Source organism: Niabella aquatica (genome assembly GCF_054779315.1).
Genome location: NZ_BAAGYM010000015.1, coordinates 120,020 through 136,057, shown reverse-complemented (window position 1 = coordinate 136,057; position 16,038 = coordinate 120,020). Strand labels below are relative to the sequence as shown.

The window sequence follows — 16,038 nt, the reverse complement described above, 5'->3', positions numbered from 1 at the left end:
ACAGGCTGCGGATTAAAAACATTTTTGGATGAACGGTAAAAATAGGAAGACCGGGGCAACACAGGCCGGAAGCTGAAAGCGAAAGGCTGAAAAGGACCCAGGAAGCCGGAGGTCGGAAGACGAAGCTCGATTCTTACTTCTGACATCGGACTCCTGACTTCCCAACTTCTCTCTATCTTTGCTGCCCTTAAATTAATACAATGACCAGCAGCGAAATAAGACAGCAGTTCCTAGATTTTTTTAAAAGCAAGGGCCATACGATTGTGCCTTCGGCTCCGATTGTAGTGAAGAACGATCCCACTCTTATGTTTACCAATGCCGGCATGAACCAGTTCAAGGATTATTTCCTGGGAAACAGGCAAAGCCCTGATCCGCGGGTGGCCGATACTCAAAAATGCCTGCGGGTAAGCGGTAAGCATAACGACCTGGAAGAAGTGGGAGTAGATACGTACCACCACACGATGTTTGAAATGCTCGGCAACTGGAGCTTTGGCGATCCTGCCCGTCCGGCAGACGGGTATTTTAAAAAAGAAGCGATCGGGTGGAGCTGGGAATTGCTTACCGCTGTTTATAAAATGGACAAAGACCGGCTGTACGTGACGGTTTTCGAAGGAGATGAAAAAGAAGGCCTGCCTTTTGACCAGGAAGCCTATGATGAATGGGCGAAATGGATCGATCCTGAAAGGATCTTAAAAGGAAAGAAAAAAGATAATTTCTGGGAAATGGGCGATACAGGCCCCTGTGGTCCCTGTTCGGAAATACATGTAGACTGCCGCCCGGAGGAAGAAAGAAACGCTGTTGAGGGTAAAACCCTGGTCAATGCAGATAATCCGCAGGTAATAGAAATATGGAACAATGTATTTATCCAGTTCAACAGGAAAAAAGATGGCCGCCTGGAGCCTTTACCCGCCAAACACGTAGATACCGGTATGGGCTTTGAGCGCCTGGTGCGCGTGCTGCAGGGCAAAACCAGCAATTACGATACCGATGTATTTACAGGAACCATTGCTGAAATTGAAAAAATTACCGGCAAAAAATACGATTACGGCAACAGCAAAGAGGCCATCGCTTTTCGCGTGCTGGCCGACCATATCCGGGCCATCAGCTTTACCATAGCAGATGGCCAATTGCCTTCTAATACAGGTGCCGGGTATGTGATCCGCCGTATTTTGCGGCGCGCTGTTCGTTATTATTATTCCTGTTTAAATTATAAGCAACCCCTGTTACACCAGTTGGTTGCAGTGATAGCCACACAGTTTGAGCAGGTGTTCCCCGAATTGAAGCAACAGGGAGGCTTTGTTATAAAAGTAATTAAGGAAGAAGAAGATGCTTTCCTGCGCACTTTGGAAAAAGGGTTAAAGAGAATTGATGATATTATTAAATCTGCAAACGGAGGGCGGGTAAATGGCAAAGATGCTTTTGAGCTGTATGATACGTATGGCTTTCCTGCAGATCTTACCCGGCTGATCGCCTCTGAAAATAATCTGCAGGTAGACGAAGCGGGTTTTGAAGCTGAGATGAAACAGCAGAAAGAGCGCTCCCGGGCTGCAACGGCTGTTGATACCGAAGACTGGATTTTGGTGGGAGAAGAGGGACCGTCAAAATTTGTGGGATATGAAGATCTGAACACCGGTACAAAAGTGATCAAATACCGTAAGGTTTCCGCAAAAGGTAAAGAACAGTACCAGCTGGTTCTGGAAACAACACCTTTCTATGCAGAGAGTGGCGGACAGGTGGGCGATAAGGGAAAGATGGTGTTTGATGGGCAGGAAGAGATTTTTGTTAGCGATACCAAAAAGGAAAACGACCTGGTCATTCATTTTACCGATAAGCTGCCGGCAGATATTACAAAGCCGTTAAGAGCTATCGTAAATACAGAAAAAAGGGTGTTTACCACTTATAATCATACGGCAACGCATTTATTACATGCGGCTTTAAAGCAGGTGCTGGGAACGCACGTGAACCAGAAAGGTTCGCTGGTTTCTCCTGATGTACTGCGTTTCGACGTGTCGCATTTTGCCAAAATTACGGATGAGGAGATTCGCCAGGTAGAGCGTATTGTAAATGAGAAAATCAGGGAAAATCTGCCGGTTGTGATAAAGGAAATGCCTAAAGAGGAAGCCTTGAAACTGGGCGCAATGGCATTGTTTGGTGAAAAATACGGCAATATGGTAAGAGTGGTAACTATCGACCCCGCATTTTCGGTAGAGCTTTGTGGCGGTACCCACGTGTTGCACACCGGTATGATCGGTTTGTTTGTAATTACCAGCGAATCGGCTGTAGCGGCGGGTGTGCGCCGTATTGAAGCGCTTACCGGTCCGGCAGCGCTGCAATACATGTATGAGCGCCTGAACCAGAATAAAGCAGTGAATGAATTATTAAAAACCAATGATCCGATAAAAGCGGTGGAAAAGCTTATATCAGAGAAAGCGGTGCTGGAAAAGCATGTAGAGCGCCTGGAAGCCCGTGAACTGGTGGGTATCCGTAATGAACTGCTACATAAAGATGAGATCATCAGCCAGGTAAACTTTATCGGGGATATAGTGGAGGTAAGCAATGCCGATGCGTTAAAGAAGCTTTGTGCAGACCTGAAAAACCACCTGAAAGATTTTGTAGTGGTACTTTGCGCCAACATCGGCGGCAAGCCGTTTGTGGCGGTAAGCATTGCAGAGAACGTGGTAGCGGCAAAAAACCTCGATGCAGGCCAGATCATTAAACAGCATATTGCCCCATTGATTAAAGGCGGCGGCGGCGGACAAAAAACACTGGCTACTGCCGGAGGGCAGGAGGCGGGCAATTTGCAAAAGGTGATAGAGGTGGTAAAAGGATTGTTGTAAGGAATTTATTTTAAATGATTAGCTTGTCTTTCGCAGACGGGTTTCCTGCAACGGAACCGGCTGCGAAACAATCATAACGGGTCTAACATAATCAATGGTTCTGTTTTTCCATTGCCGGCCTCCCGCAACGCGGCGAGGTAAGCTAACCGTAAGAGATTGCTTCTGATCAGGCTTTGATTGCCTCATGTAAAAAGGCATGAGAAAAGTTTTAATATATCAGCTATCAGGCGCGAATGCCTGTCCTATGATCCATAAATAGCTACTAAGCTTACAAACATCTTTTATTGGCCGGAAAAGATAATCTGGCAATAACCGTCTTTTGGCCGGGTAAAATATCAACAGGGCCAAACAAACAACTTTGTATCGGCCTCATAAATATTTTCATTTTCCATTTTTTAATTTTACTTTGGTTGATGTCTCTTTTCCGAATGATACCCGACAAGCATGATGTATTGCAGGACCAGAATGCCCCTGTAGAAAAGGGCAGCTTCCGGCGTTGGCTGTATATAACTATTTTTCAAAGCAGCACACCCGCGGGAAAATTATTTGATACAGGGCTGTTTATACTAATTCTGGTTAATATTATATTGCTGATACTAGAGAGTGTGGAGTCTGTTGCTATTGCTTATGCTACGGCCTTTCGGGTTCTCGATTATTTTTTTATGGTGGTTTTTACCATAGAATATCTCCTGAGGCTGTATTGTGTGCGGGAGGCGAAAAGATATGCCCTCAGCTTTTATGGCATTGTTGATTTTCTGGCCATCCTGCCTTCTTACCTGGAGTTTATACTGCCCAGCTGGCATATGCTCATGCTCATCCGCTCTTTCCGCCTGCTGCGGGTATTCCGTATTTTTCGTATGGTGCGCTTGCTGGACGAAAGCCGGTATATGATGTTTGCGCTGCTGCGCAGTTTCAGCAAGATCATGGTTTTTCTTTTTTTTATTGTGCTGCTGACAATTTTCCTGGGTTCTCTCATGTATGTGATAGAGTATAAGCATAACCCGGGATTTCACAGCATACCCCAAAGCATTTACTGGGCTATTGTTACCATTACCACGGTTGGCTATGGCGATATAGCGCCTATGACGGTTATAGGAAAAATTATCGCTTCGTTTATAATGATCCTGGGTTATGCCATCATTGCTGTTCCCACAGGCATTATGTCGGCATCGCTTGTGAGAAAATACAGGGACATTGAAAATGACGACCGGGTATGCCCTGGCTGTGGTAATAAGAATCACGCTTCAGATGCGCTTTTTTGCAAGAAATGCGGAGCCCTGCTCAAAACCGAAAAAACGGATATTTAACAAAAGAAGGAATCAAAACCTTAAACGAAACGAATGAAAGAACCCCGATCCCCGCACGTGCTGAATGCCTCGTCCAACCTTATTGGCATTTGTTTTCTCGTTATCACCTCGTTACGATTTTTCAGTAAATCTTCATTAACAGTAATTGATGAGCTCTCGAGCGTGGCTATGGTATTTTTCATGGGCGCAGCGCTGCTCTCTTTTTTATCACTCAACCGGCAAAACCGAAGGAGTGCCTTTTTAGAGCGTGTTGCAAGCATTTTATTTCTTATAGGTTTAGTCATCCTGTTTTTCATTACCATGTTTTTTTCCTTCCGGCTGATTGATTAAATATTAACACTTCCGAAACGTTTCGTATTTTAGAAATTCTCTTATCTTTGAAATACGAAGTTTAACGTAGTAATTAAAATCCTGACAAATGAAAAAAATATTTTTACTAATAACTGCAGCGCTTCCCGGTATTTTATTCGCCCAGGAAAAAGAATCGGGCAAAAATGTGGAGCGGATCATCATTACAAAAAAAGGAACCGATAATGACAAAATGAATATTGTTGTGGACGGGGAGCATATTACTGTAAATGGCAAGCCTTTAAAGGAGGACGAGAAAGGAAATATTACTGTTAAAAGAATAAAAATAAAGGATCTTGACAATTTTAGCGGAATTGCAGGGGATGACTGGAGCGATGGGGCGCGCTCCTTTAGAAGCTTTGGAAATATGAACTATATCCCTTTGGCTACCAATAAAGCCATGCTGGGTGTAACCACAGAAAAAACCGGCGAAGGGGTAACGGTAAGAAGCGTAAGCGAAGAAAGTGCCGCTGAAAAAGCAGGTATAAAAGAGGGAGATATTATTACAGCCATAGATGGCAAAGAAATAGCGTCGCCCGATGAATTGTCCAAAGCCTTAAAAGACAAAAGTCCCGGCGATAAAGTAGAGATCGGCTATATAAGGGCGGGTAAAAAAACGGCTGTTACGGCAACGCTTACCCAATGGAAGGCGCCGCAGACTATGACGTTTAATGCCACTCCTAACTTTGAGCTAAATGAAATTTTTAGAAATCATCTTCAAAACGAGTTAGGAAATGACGGAAACAGGAAATGGAATATTCAAACCTATCCCAACTTCAGCACAGCCGGGGGCCCCAGGCTTGGGATAAAGATACAGGATGTGGAAACCGGTACGGGGGTTAAAGTAATTGAAGTGGAAAAAGGCTCCGATGCAGACAAAGCAGGATTACGTGAGGGAGATATTATTAAAGAAGCCAATACTGTTGTACTCAATAGCACTGACGACCTCCTGGTCCAGAAAAGAAAAATCCGTGCGGGCGCTTCTATGAAATTGAAAGTTGACCGGAAGGGTAAATCTCAAAATATTGATATTGTTTTCAGTAAAAAAATAAAAACAGCGGATCTTTAAAGTTGTCTTGCAGGAGTGTATTTAAAAAAAGTGCATCTGATCAGTAACTGTCAGATGCACTTTTTAATTTACAGGATATCTCTATAAAATCAGGCTGCTATTTTTTTACAGCAATTATAACCTGTGAATAAGACTTGGAGCCGTCTTTATCTACCTGCGCAATCCGCACAAACAGTTTTGACTCTTTATTATCTACCAGATCAGCTCTTTCTTTGGTACAGGAGTAAATAGCGGCTGTTAGTCCCATGCTCAGCAATACATAAGATGCCAGTTTTCTTCTCCTGAATCCCAATCCTCCTGCCATTGCTAAAACAGCTATTCCCAGCGCTATTTCATTGACAGATTTAGAGAAGGTATAGTTGATAGGAAGGGAAGAATTACCGTCTTCAGTTTTGCTTTTTACAGACCCAATGGTTACAAAATCGACACCATTTTCCGATACCTGTATATCATAATGACTGTTGTTTTCTTCTGTGAGCGACTGCCAGGTTACGTTTAAAACGCCGTTTGAGAAAGTGGCATCGATGGCTCCGAATACTACCGGTAAAGCTTGTGTGAAAGTAATAACAGCACTGGCCTCGTTACTTTCAGCACCAAATGAATCCATGGTTTTATACTTAAATGTTGTTTTGGTAACGTTTCCGGCTGGGGTACGAGGTGTGAGTACCAATAAAGAAGGGTTATAATTCTCAATAACATATCCGCCGGCAGCAATATCAGCAGCAGTGATAATATGGCTGTTGTATGAGAGTTCAAAGCCATTGGGGTTCCCATCATCTCCAGAAGGCAGGCTTGTAATAATCAGCTTTCCCCCGTTATTGGTGCTGGTCCAGTCAGATTGATTATTTTGATCTTCCGGATCGCTGCCCTGTAAAGGCATGTTGGTTAAGGGAATGGCAATGTCGGGTGTAGGAGCTCCTGTAACTTCTCTATTTACACTGTAGGCCGAAGGGCGATGCTGTAAACCAAAATTGACATTGCCTATGTTTGAAGTACCCAGGGTTACCGGCGTACTTCCGTCTGCCTGGCTGCCGGCAACATCAGTAGAGCTTACATGCGCATAGCCGCTGGGCTCGGTTACTTTTACAACATAATTGCCCGCGGGCAAATTGGCAAAGCTATAAATACCCTGGGCATTAGTGGTTGTAGTCGCTACCTGTGTAGTACCATCAGCCAGGTAGATGGTTACAACAATGCCTTCCATAACAGTGCCGCCTACACCATTGGCAGGACCATCCGGATCATTATATACGGTACCGGATATGGATTTATTACAATCGTCGGTTCTCAGGAAAGTGAGTTGTGTAGCCTGTTTGCCAAAAAGCAGGGGGTCCGAAGATCCTTCTGTTGTACCATAATAAGCAGTAAGGCCACCTATATTAGCCTGGAATTGTACTTTTTCATTATTGGCAATAGCGCTGGCATCGGCAATTTTTACATCAACGCCAAACGTAGTAACCACTGCATTTCCCCCGCTTTCTGATGTGCCTTTAACGAAAATGCCTGTTACATATAAATGATTATTGGTTCCCCCGTTTATGCCGGAAAGTGTTACAACACTATTAGATCCCGGAAATTGGGTATCAAAGAAAGTTTTAAGCGTTGTAGCAGATGCTACAAAAGAAAAACGGCTATCCAGCGGGAAATCGAAAGTAATACCGGAGAAGCTTCCCGAAGCTGTATTAGTGGCTGTAAACTGGAAGTTGAAATTGGCAGGAGTAGAACAGGAGGGAATATCCACCGTGCCATTCCCGTTATCACCGCCGGTTAATGTAAGGCTGAGACGGTACATACACTCACAGCCGTCTGATTGGGCCGAGACTTCAGATTCACCTATTTGTGAGGGCTGACCGTTGGACAAATTAACATTATAGAAATATTTTTGATCACCACCACCTGCTGTTACGCCATACCCGAACATACGTCCGCGCTCATCAAAGAAAAGAGAGCCCATTGTATAATTAGCCGTGTTACCCACCTTAACAATGCTTGGGCTGGCAGAGGTAATATTCTGTATTTCGTATAAACCACGGGTAGGCTGCGATCCGGAAGGGGTCGAGGAAGGATGGTACCACGCATAGGCCTTACCTGTAATGGGATTAAAAGCAATATCTCCCCATATTACACCGCTTGCATTAGGCATAGCACAATCCACAGAAGTTGCCGTTAATTCAGATCCTGCACCAGCCCATTGCTTGAGGTCTATTTTGTACAGCTTAACGGTAGCGCTGCTGCCAGAACCTGTAACCGTGGTCGCCAATATATACATAATGCCGTTTTTATCAACACCGGCATTGTTATATTGTGCATTAGGTATGAGGCTGGTAGGAATTGTTTTGGTGGTATATTGTCCGGCATAATTGCTCCTTAATAAGGTAAAAGTTGTTTGATTAGTGCTATTAACACTCCATGCCTGTGTATATACATAACCGTTATAATAAACGGTAGCATTTGTATTAGAATTTGAAATAGTTGCTACGTTAGCAACGTTTACAGTGCTGGTACCGGAAACCGTTACCGCGCTCACCCGTGTGCCTCCGGTCATTTGCCTGGTAAAGTACAGCCGGCCATCGCAGGGGAACTCCTGGGCCGAAACCCTGGTACTGGTTAAAAAAAGCAGGGTTAACAGTAAAAGGCTTACATACACTCTAAATAAAGAGTGAAGATTTTGGTCTTGAGCGTTCATGATAATAGTATTGAATTTAGTGACATGATTGATTTTAAGCGTATAAGAAGTCCGTTGGTGCTTGCTGTATATAAAAAGGCAAGGGTAACGGCATGTAAAAAAATAGGATAGTGGTTATGGAAAAGTTCCGGTAATCTTTCATAAATAAGCAGTCATGATCATCTTTATTGGAAGATCTTGTTTCAGGGTATTTTGTTAAAATTTAATTTGCATGCGAAGTTATTATTTAGGTTCAAGATATACAAATTATATTTAACTTTTCTTCAATATGTGATTTAAGTATTGAAATTCAATAGATTGTTATTAATGCGCGAAAAAACTATACAATAATGATATACTAAGTAAAATAAATTCCTTTATAACAGGAATACCTGATCGCGGATACTTGGATTGAACAAAAATAGTTTTGGTTTGTTAATTAAATATTAGTTTTTTGGTGATGCAATGTGCTGACGTTTTCAGCCATTTTTAAAAGCGTTTTGTGGTTTAGGTTTTTGGGAAGCCGGTAGTAGTTAAAAACTGCCGGCTTTTTTTGATACGGAAACGGAATTTCAGATTTCGGACCTCAAATAAGAAATCCGCCTTATTTTTACAGCTTTTAATGAGCACGATAAACGATCAATACGAAATAGTGATAGGACTTGAGGTGCATGCCCAGTTACTTACACACAGCAAATTATTTTGTGGCGACAGCATTGCTTTTGGTGCCGAACCCAATACGCACGTAAGTCCCATTACACTGGCACATCCCGGCACTTTACCAAAAATGAATCGCCAGGCCATTGGCCATGCTATAAAAATGGGGCTGGCCTGCCATTGTGAGATAGAAAATAAAAACTATTTCGCACGCAAAAATTATTTTTATCCCGATCTGCCCAAAGGTTACCAGATATCACAGCATACCACGCCTATCTGTAAAGGGGGCCATGTAACCGTTAAAACTGCGGGGGGAGAAAAGCACATAAGGCTAAACCGCATTCACCTGGAAGAAGATGCCGGAAAAAGCCTGCATGATGTGGATGAAAACAATACCGCGGTAGACTATAACCGTGCCGGTACACCACTGGTGGAAATTGTAACCGAACCCGATATTCGCAGCAGTGATGAAGCTTTTGCTTATGTAAGCGAACTGCGCAAGCTGGTACGTTACCTCGGCATATGTGATGGGAATATGGAAGAAGGCAGCATGCGTTGCGATGCCAATATTTCTGTAAGAAAAAAAGGAGATGAAAAGCTGGGCACCAAGGTGGAAGTGAAGAACCTTAACTCTATCCGCAATGTAAAGCGCGCGATTGATTTTGAAGCACAGCGATTGATTACAATGATAGAGGCCGGGAAGCCCATCCGGCAGCAAACCCGCAGCTTTGATGCCAGTAACGGAACCACATTTGCCATACGGGACAAAGAAGATGCGGAGGATTACCGTTATTTTCCTGATCCGGATCTGACACCTTTTGATTTAAAAGATACGTTTATCAACGAAATAAAAGCAACGCTTCCGGCATTACCTGCAGCGCGTGTTGAAATATATACAACAAAGTACGGCCTGCCGGATTACGATGCACAGGTACTTACGGAAGAAAAAGAGGTTTCGGATTATTTTGAAGCATGCCTTGCTTTTTCCGGCCTGGAAGAAGGAGGAGACGCAACCCCGGCTAAAAGCATTGCCAACTGGATATTAGGGCCGGTTAAAAGCTGGCTGAACGATAATGGTAAAATGATCAGTGAATTTCCTTTGCCACCTGCGCAAATAGCAGCGCTTATAAAATGTGTGGACGAAGGGAAGCTGAGTTTTTCAACAGCATCTACCCGGCTTATGCAACTTTTATTACAAAGCCCGGGTGAAGAGCCGCTTACTTTAGCAGAAAAAAATAACCTGATACAGCAGTCTGACGCATCAGCGCTGGAGCCGGTCATTGATGCGGTATTGGAACAGCTGGCTGATAAGGTGGCCTCATATAAAAAAGGTAAAAAAGGGTTGCTGGCTTTGTTTGTAGGTGAAGTAATGAAGCGTACTAAAGGCAAGGCTGATCCGAAAAAGACCAATGAAATTATTTTGGAAAAATTGAAGTAAGTCCATAGTCAATAGCTCATAGTCCATAGCGTCAAATTACAATGGTCTATCGTCAATGGACTGAAAATATCAACAATGAAAAAAATATTCTTTACAGCATCAGTGATTCTCTCGCTGCTGGCCTGCAACAACAAAGACAAAAACAGTTTCACCGTTTCAGGGAAAATAATTAATGCCAATGGCAAAATGGTGTACCTGGAAGAAGTGCCTATTGGTACGATGAGGCCCACTATTGTCGATTCGGCTGTTTTAAAGAGCGATGGTACTTTTTCCATAGAAACCGAAACCGGAGAATCGGCTATTTATAACATCAGGTTAGACCAGGGTATGTACCCCGTAGCTTCAGTGATCAATGACCAGCCATCGGTAGAGATAAATGTGGTGATGAGTAAAGAAAACAACCAGTTCTCTGAAAAATATGAAGTAAAGGGCTCTCCGGCCAGTGAAAAAATGAAAACTTTTATGTTTTCCTTTAATGAAAAGCTTCAAAACATTTATGTTCAGGCCACTAAAATAGACAGCCTTCATCAGCTTAACAAACCAGACAGCCTGATTGCTCCTTTGCTAAAAACGAGGGCCGAAGCATCATCCTATTTAAAAGATCTTGCTTTAAGTGAAATCAAAAATTCGAACAATGTGGCGCTAACCATGTTTGTTTTAGGATATTACCAGTCATCGGCTAACAATCCTGCTGTTGGACTGGAACCGCTTAGTAATGAGCAGGTAAGCTCCACTATTGCTGATGCAATAAAGAAAGATCCCGGTCATACGGGCCTGGCTTCCCTGCAAAAAGACCTGCAGGCGCAAATAGATAATGCGGGTAAAGGAAACCTGGTAGGCAGGCCGGCACCAGAGTTTACAATGCCCGATGCCAATGGACGCCCTTTGGCATTGAGCTCATTTAAAGGAAAATATGTGCTGGTAGATTTCTGGGCCAGCTGGTGCAAGCCCTGCCGTATGGAAAACCCTAATATAGTGGCTGCTTACAACAGGTTTAAAGATAAGAACTTTACAATTCTCGGTGTTTCATTAGATGAAAAGAAAGAATCCTGGTTAAAAGCCATTAAAGATGATAACCTGACCTGGCCACAGGTAAGCGACCTTAAATTCTGGCAGTCTTCAGTAGTTGCTTTATATGGATTTGAGGGCATTCCTTTCAACGTGCTGGTAGATCCGGAAGGAAAAATAATTGCGCAGGGTTTACGTGGCCCTGAGCTGGAACACAAGCTGGCAGAACTGCTGAAATAAGCCCTGGCGGCTGTTTAAACGCGGTTCCGGAGTGATTTTAATGCTGCATCAGTACAGATGTCATCGTTAAAGATCCGGCTACTGCCTTATCATTAAAGAAAGAAATATGGTCTTTGCTGTCTCTCAGGCCCAATGTGTATAAGAGCGGTAAATAATGCTCTGGTGTAGGAACGGCCAGGCGCGCTTCTTTGCCCAATGTTTCATAACGGATCAAAAGATCATGCTTGCCTGAGCCGATCAGGCTTTTAAAAGTATCGTTTATCTGAATGGCCCAATCATAGCCATAGCCGGGAAGATCCATTTTATCCCAGGCCAGCATTCCCAGGTTATGAACCATGTTGCCGCTGCCTAAAATAAGAACGCCTTTTTTACGTAGGGAGTATAGCTCCTTCGCTAATTCGTAATGATACTGCGGGCCTTTGGTATAATCCATGCTTAGCTGTAAAACCGGAATGTTGGCATCGGGGTACATATGCCTTACTACTGTCCATGCGCCATGATCCAGGCCCCAATCGTGATCCAGTACCGGATGGGCAGCGTGCAAAAGCGCCGCGGTTTCATTTGCCAGCAAAGGGTCTCCGGGAGCCGGATATTGCACTGCATACAGCTCAGGTGGAAAACCTCCAAAATCATGGATGGTTTCAGGGAAAGCCATCGCTGTGATACGGGTTCCCCGGGTGAACCAGTGCGCAGATATCACCAGTACGGCTGCGGGGGTGGGAATAGTGCTGGCAATAGCAGCCCAGCGTTTAGAAAATTCGTTGTCTTCTATGCCGTTTAAAGGAGAGCCATGACCTATAAACAATACCGGCATAGGCTGATCCTGCTCCTTTAGATCTTCTGTGAATTTTCTGAATGTAAAAATATCTGTCATATTATAGCTGTAAGTTGCAAACTTACAACAGTTGATTTTGAAGATTATTAAACTGGGTTAAGAGAATACAAAAGGTTTTTTGTCGGGTTGCTTACCATATAATATTTAAAAAAATATATAAAGAAGTGACCTTTATGTGGTGCATAAATAAAATATGATTTTAAAATCTTTATCTTTATGAACCAGAATTAAGCTTTAGCAAGGAGCAGGCATTAATTTTTTCATTACGTGCTGCCCATTCTGAAGAAATCTGCGTTGCCCCTTTAAACAATGTGGTATGACTTATTATTGGAAATGGTTAATAGGTAATGAAAATACTTTTGCCCTTGAAGTCCGTATATTCCATGCAGTATGTGTACTGCTTGTATTATGCATTTTAATAAGTGTTCCGGTTGCATATGGGCTTCATATTCCGCATTTGCCGCTGGCGCTGGTTATTATTTCAAGCATTGCAGGTGTTTTATATTACCTGTCAAGATTTAAAGGAGTTCATCAGCTGTCGGCTGCTATATTCCAGGTGTTTTTGTGCCTTGGCCTTTCTGCTAATTATTATTACAATTCTGGCGCAAATGGCCCAAGCTATGCAATGTTTTTGCTGGCCTTCCTGGTTTCGGTTTTAACCGCTCCTACCAGGCAGTATTTTATATGGCTGCCTGTTAATATCCTGCTGCTTTCTGGACTTATAATGTTGGAGCTTTTAGCTCCCGGCGCTATTAAAACAACTTACCCTTCTGTTACAGACAGGTATATAGATCTTGTGGCGACTTATTTTATAACGGCCGGGTTTGCATTTTTAATTGCAGCATATGTGCGCAGAACGTACAATGAGCAAAGGAAGCAATTGATTGCGCAAACTGCTGCCCTGCAGGAAGCTAATAATACTAAAAATAAACTGTTATCTATCCTGGGTCATGATTTAAAAGAACCATTAGCTTCTTTACAGGGGTATCTGGAGCTACTGGTGGATTTTGATATGGAGGAAGAAGAAAAAAAGGAGATGAACGAACAGCTTCTTGCGATGACAAAAAATACTTCATTACTGCTTTCCAATATACTTGCCTGGACCAAAAAACAGGGGTATAATTTTCAGGCAGACCTGCGTAACCTCCGCTTAAAAGAAACGTTGCAGCCTGTGATCGAATTGTCGCGGCATATAAGCCACAAAAAGAAAATTTCATTATGGGTTGATTTGCCTGAAAATACAGAGGTAAAAGCAGACAGCCAGATGCTTGAGCTTATCGTACGGAATTTGCTGATCAATGGTATTAAATTCACACCCATGGGAGGTAATGTCTGGCTTTCAGCAAGAGCAGAGCATGGCATGTGCGTGCTGGAAGTAAAGGATGACGGGATAGGCATCCCTGAAGCCCTGCAATCCAATATTTTTTCTACAAACCCGGGTTCCAGGCGCGGTACGGCTCATGAAAAAGGAACTGGGCTGGGCTTAATGCTTTGTAAAGAATTTACAGACATGCTGGGAGGAAAATTAACTTTCAGAAACAATCATGATAAGGGTACCACTTTTTCTTTGGAGCTACCTGCAGTAATTATCCCTGGTGCTTTTTCTAAAATAAACCTGGGAGTTGCAGAGGCTGCTTGCTAATTACGAGGGGTTGTATTTTTATAAGGCATTAAAAAACAATACTTAAGGAAAAGATATTACAGGCTGGCCAAATGCGGCCAGGAGCATTATACGGGAACATCCTGGCCTACATGAAGCCGCTGCAGTTTGAAGGATTGTAATAAAAAGGTCACCGGCACGTTATTAATTGCCGAATAATTTTATTTTCGTCAAACGATGCAGCCTCAACGATTATCTTATCTCATACACGCTATTTCCGAAAATAGTGATGAGCAGGCTTTTGATGAGCTGTTCAGAATCTATTATCCGGGACTGCTTTCTTATACAACAGCGCTTTTGAAAGATCAACCTGTTGCAGAAGAAATTTGTGTGGATGTAATGCTGAAGCTTTGGCAAAACCGTAAAATGTTACCTACCGTCAGAAACCTTGCTCATTATTTGTATATAGCCGCAAAACATGGGGCCATCAGCTATACGCGCAGCAAAGGGTATAAGGACCTCAGGAAAAGCATCAGCATTGAAGAGGCCGGGGAACATTTTGTATATGAATTAAGCAATCATGAGCTAAGGCTCATCCATAAAGAAACCTTTCATCAGATTAATACAGCCATCAGCAGCCTTCCACCCAAGTGCAGGTTGATATTTAAGCTCATTAAAGAAGACGGACTTAAATATGCCGAAGTAGCACAATTGCTTGAAGTATCGGTAAAAACAGTAGAAAACCAAATGACGATTGCCATGAAAAAGCTGTCCGGCATATTAACTGCAATGATAGAAGAGCGCAAAAAGGGGGCCTCCTAAAACAGGTCCTTCCTGTCTGTTATTGCCCTGTTCAAAAAAAATCTTTTTCCTTTTGGGGGAAAACCTCGCTGTACTGCGTCTTTGTTTGTAAGCTATACTTTATACAGGTGAACAACGAAAGGTTAATATATCTATTGACAAGAAAAAAAGCCGGGGAGCTGACGCTTGAAGAGCAGTTAGAGTTATCGGCGCTTACCAGGAAGAATGATCGTAATTTGCTGCTGTCAGAAGGCATAGATGAAATATTTGCCAGTTCACTTAGTTATAAAAACGAGATCAGTGATGATGCGGTAAATGATGCATTAAAGCAATTACATCAAAAAATGTATCAGCGGGAAGAACCACCTGCTTTAACCGGCAGGTACCGGAGGATCAAAGTATGGCTGGCCGCAGCTTCGGTGGTTTTGGTAGCAGGATTGGCAGCATTTTATTTTTTTCATACAGGTACAGATTTGCAAAAGGTAGCGAATATTGTTTCCACGAAAAAAGGCTCCAAAACCAACCTGGTTTTGCCCGATGGCACTAAAGTATGGGTAAATGCAGATACAAAGCTCATTTACGATAAAGAGTTTGGCCGCAATACGCGTGAAGTTACGCTCACAGGAGAAGCTTATTTTGATGTAACAAAAGACCCTTCGCGCCCTTTTATTGTACACACCACCACGCTCGACGTAAAAGTACTGGGCACTGCCTTCAACGTGCGGGCCTACCCTAATGAAGCCAATACCCAAACTACCTTATTAAGAGGAGCTGTAGAAGTATTGCTGAAAAATAAAAAGCACGAAAAGATAATGCTGAAGCCGAATGAAAAGATTATTATACAAAATATAATACCTGAAAACAGCGGGCCGGCCACGCTCAGGAAAGATATCAAAAACTTTGAGCTGCTGAATATTGCTGCTAATAAAAAAAATACGCCGGTTGTAGAAACAGAATGGACAAGAAACAGGCTGGTTTTTGAGCAGGAGAAGATCGAAAACCTGCTGCCGGTACTGGAACGCTGGTATAATGTTACCATCGAGCTTCGCCATAGCACAGATGGCATACGTTACAACGGAACTTTTGAAAACGATTCGCTCGAAGATGTGCTTGAATCTTTAAAAGCGGTAGGCGGTTTTAAATACCATATAGAAAAGGACCGGGTAATTATTTACTAAAAACTATATTTTCTAACAAAAAACGATTGCACTACAATGAATACAAAAACTTAAG

General features: G+C 42.9%; 11 protein-coding genes. 9 read left to right on the top strand and 2 right to left on the bottom strand.

Translation table 11 applies throughout. The annotated features are described in order from the left end of the window. Nucleotides 1–200: 200 nt before the first annotated feature. The 4 genes from alaS (at nt 201) to ACYVBM_RS13050 (ending at nt 5,561) form a co-directional block, all read left to right on the top strand. Nucleotides 201–2,837, top strand: coding sequence for an alanine--tRNA ligase (alaS, locus tag ACYVBM_RS13065; RefSeq protein WP_460686113.1), 2,637 nt, complete (start codon nt 201–203; stop codon nt 2,835–2,837). A gap of 413 nt (nt 2,838–3,250) precedes the next feature. After that, nucleotides 3,251–4,144: an ion transporter gene (locus ACYVBM_RS13060; RefSeq protein WP_460686112.1), complete on the top strand. Its 894-nt coding sequence runs from the start codon at nt 3,251–3,253 to the stop codon at nt 4,142–4,144. Between the two features lie 33 nt (nt 4,145–4,177). Beyond that, nucleotides 4,178–4,474 carry a hypothetical protein gene (locus ACYVBM_RS13055; protein WP_460686111.1) on the top strand — a complete coding sequence of 99 codons (297 nt, stop codon included), beginning with the start codon at nt 4,178–4,180 and terminating at the stop codon, nt 4,472–4,474. Nucleotides 4,475–4,562: 88 nt separating this feature from the next. Continuing rightward, nucleotides 4,563–5,561, top strand: coding sequence for a PDZ domain-containing protein (locus ACYVBM_RS13050; RefSeq protein ID WP_460686110.1), 999 nt, complete (start codon nt 4,563–4,565; stop codon nt 5,559–5,561). 97 nt (nt 5,562–5,658) lie between these two features. Here ACYVBM_RS13050 and ACYVBM_RS13045 read toward each other — a convergent pair whose 3' ends face one another. Further along, nucleotides 5,659–8,247 carry an SdrD B-like domain-containing protein gene (locus ACYVBM_RS13045; protein WP_460686109.1) on the bottom strand — a complete coding sequence of 863 codons (2,589 nt, stop codon included), beginning with the start codon at nt 8,245–8,247 and terminating at the stop codon, nt 5,659–5,661. Between the two features lie 601 nt (nt 8,248–8,848). Here ACYVBM_RS13045 and gatB point away from each other — a divergent pair. Together gatB and ACYVBM_RS13035 are read left to right on the top strand one after the other, a co-directional pair. Next, entirely contained in the window at nt 8,849–10,321 is a 1,473-nt protein-coding gene (gene gatB, locus ACYVBM_RS13040) for an Asp-tRNA(Asn)/Glu-tRNA(Gln) amidotransferase subunit GatB (protein ID WP_460686108.1), read from the top strand. A 75-nt stretch (nt 10,322–10,396) separates the two neighbouring features. Further along, nucleotides 10,397–11,569, top strand: a complete 1,173-nt coding sequence (locus tag ACYVBM_RS13035; RefSeq protein WP_460686107.1) for a redoxin domain-containing protein — start codon at nt 10,397–10,399, stop codon at nt 11,567–11,569. A gap of 37 nt (nt 11,570–11,606) precedes the next feature. Here ACYVBM_RS13035 and ygiD read toward each other — a convergent pair whose 3' ends face one another. Continuing rightward, nucleotides 11,607–12,443 carry a 4,5-DOPA-extradiol-dioxygenase gene (gene ygiD, locus ACYVBM_RS13030; protein ID WP_460686106.1) on the bottom strand — a complete coding sequence of 279 codons (837 nt, stop codon included), beginning with the start codon at nt 12,441–12,443 and terminating at the stop codon, nt 11,607–11,609. Between the two features lie 277 nt (nt 12,444–12,720). On the opposite strand from ygiD, the gene ACYVBM_RS13025 reads away from it, so the two are divergent. The 3 genes from ACYVBM_RS13025 (at nt 12,721) to ACYVBM_RS13015 (ending at nt 15,983) form a co-directional block, all read left to right on the top strand. After that, nucleotides 12,721–14,046, top strand: coding sequence for a sensor histidine kinase (locus ACYVBM_RS13025; protein ID WP_460686105.1), 1,326 nt, complete (start codon nt 12,721–12,723; stop codon nt 14,044–14,046). A 195-nt stretch (nt 14,047–14,241) separates the two neighbouring features. Further along, nucleotides 14,242–14,826 (top strand): RNA polymerase sigma-70 factor, encoded by a 585-nt coding sequence (locus ACYVBM_RS13020; protein ID WP_460686104.1) that lies wholly within the window; start codon nt 14,242–14,244, stop codon nt 14,824–14,826. A 134-nt stretch (nt 14,827–14,960) separates the two neighbouring features. Continuing rightward, on the top strand, nt 14,961–15,983 hold the full coding sequence (locus ACYVBM_RS13015) for a FecR family protein (RefSeq protein ID WP_460686103.1): 1,023 nt from the start codon (nt 14,961–14,963) through the stop codon (nt 15,981–15,983). Nucleotides 15,984–16,038: the final 55 nt, after the last annotated feature.

Excerpts from the sequence above, each read along its gene's own strand:
- ACYVBM_RS13045 (WP_460686109.1), bottom strand. The coding sequence starts at position 8,247 with ATGAACGCTCAAGACCAAAATCTTCACTCTTTATTTAGAGTGTATGTA.
- alaS (WP_460686113.1), top strand. The coding sequence starts at position 201 with ATGACCAGCAGCGAAATAAGACAGCAGTTCCTAGATTTTTTTAAAAGC.
- ACYVBM_RS13035 (WP_460686107.1), top strand. The coding sequence starts at position 10,397 with ATGAAAAAAATATTCTTTACAGCATCAGTGATTCTCTCGCTGCTGGCC.
- gatB (WP_460686108.1), top strand. The coding sequence starts at position 8,849 with ATGAGCACGATAAACGATCAATACGAAATAGTGATAGGACTTGAGGTG.
- ACYVBM_RS13055 (WP_460686111.1), top strand. The coding sequence starts at position 4,178 with ATGAAAGAACCCCGATCCCCGCACGTGCTGAATGCCTCGTCCAACCTT.
- ACYVBM_RS13025 (WP_460686105.1), top strand. The coding sequence starts at position 12,721 with ATGACTTATTATTGGAAATGGTTAATAGGTAATGAAAATACTTTTGCC.
- ACYVBM_RS13020 (WP_460686104.1), top strand. The coding sequence starts at position 14,242 with ATGCAGCCTCAACGATTATCTTATCTCATACACGCTATTTCCGAAAAT.
- ACYVBM_RS13050 (WP_460686110.1), top strand. The coding sequence starts at position 4,563 with ATGAAAAAAATATTTTTACTAATAACTGCAGCGCTTCCCGGTATTTTA.
- ACYVBM_RS13060 (WP_460686112.1), top strand. The coding sequence starts at position 3,251 with ATGTCTCTTTTCCGAATGATACCCGACAAGCATGATGTATTGCAGGAC.
- ygiD (WP_460686106.1), bottom strand. The coding sequence starts at position 12,443 with ATGACAGATATTTTTACATTCAGAAAATTCACAGAAGATCTAAAGGAG.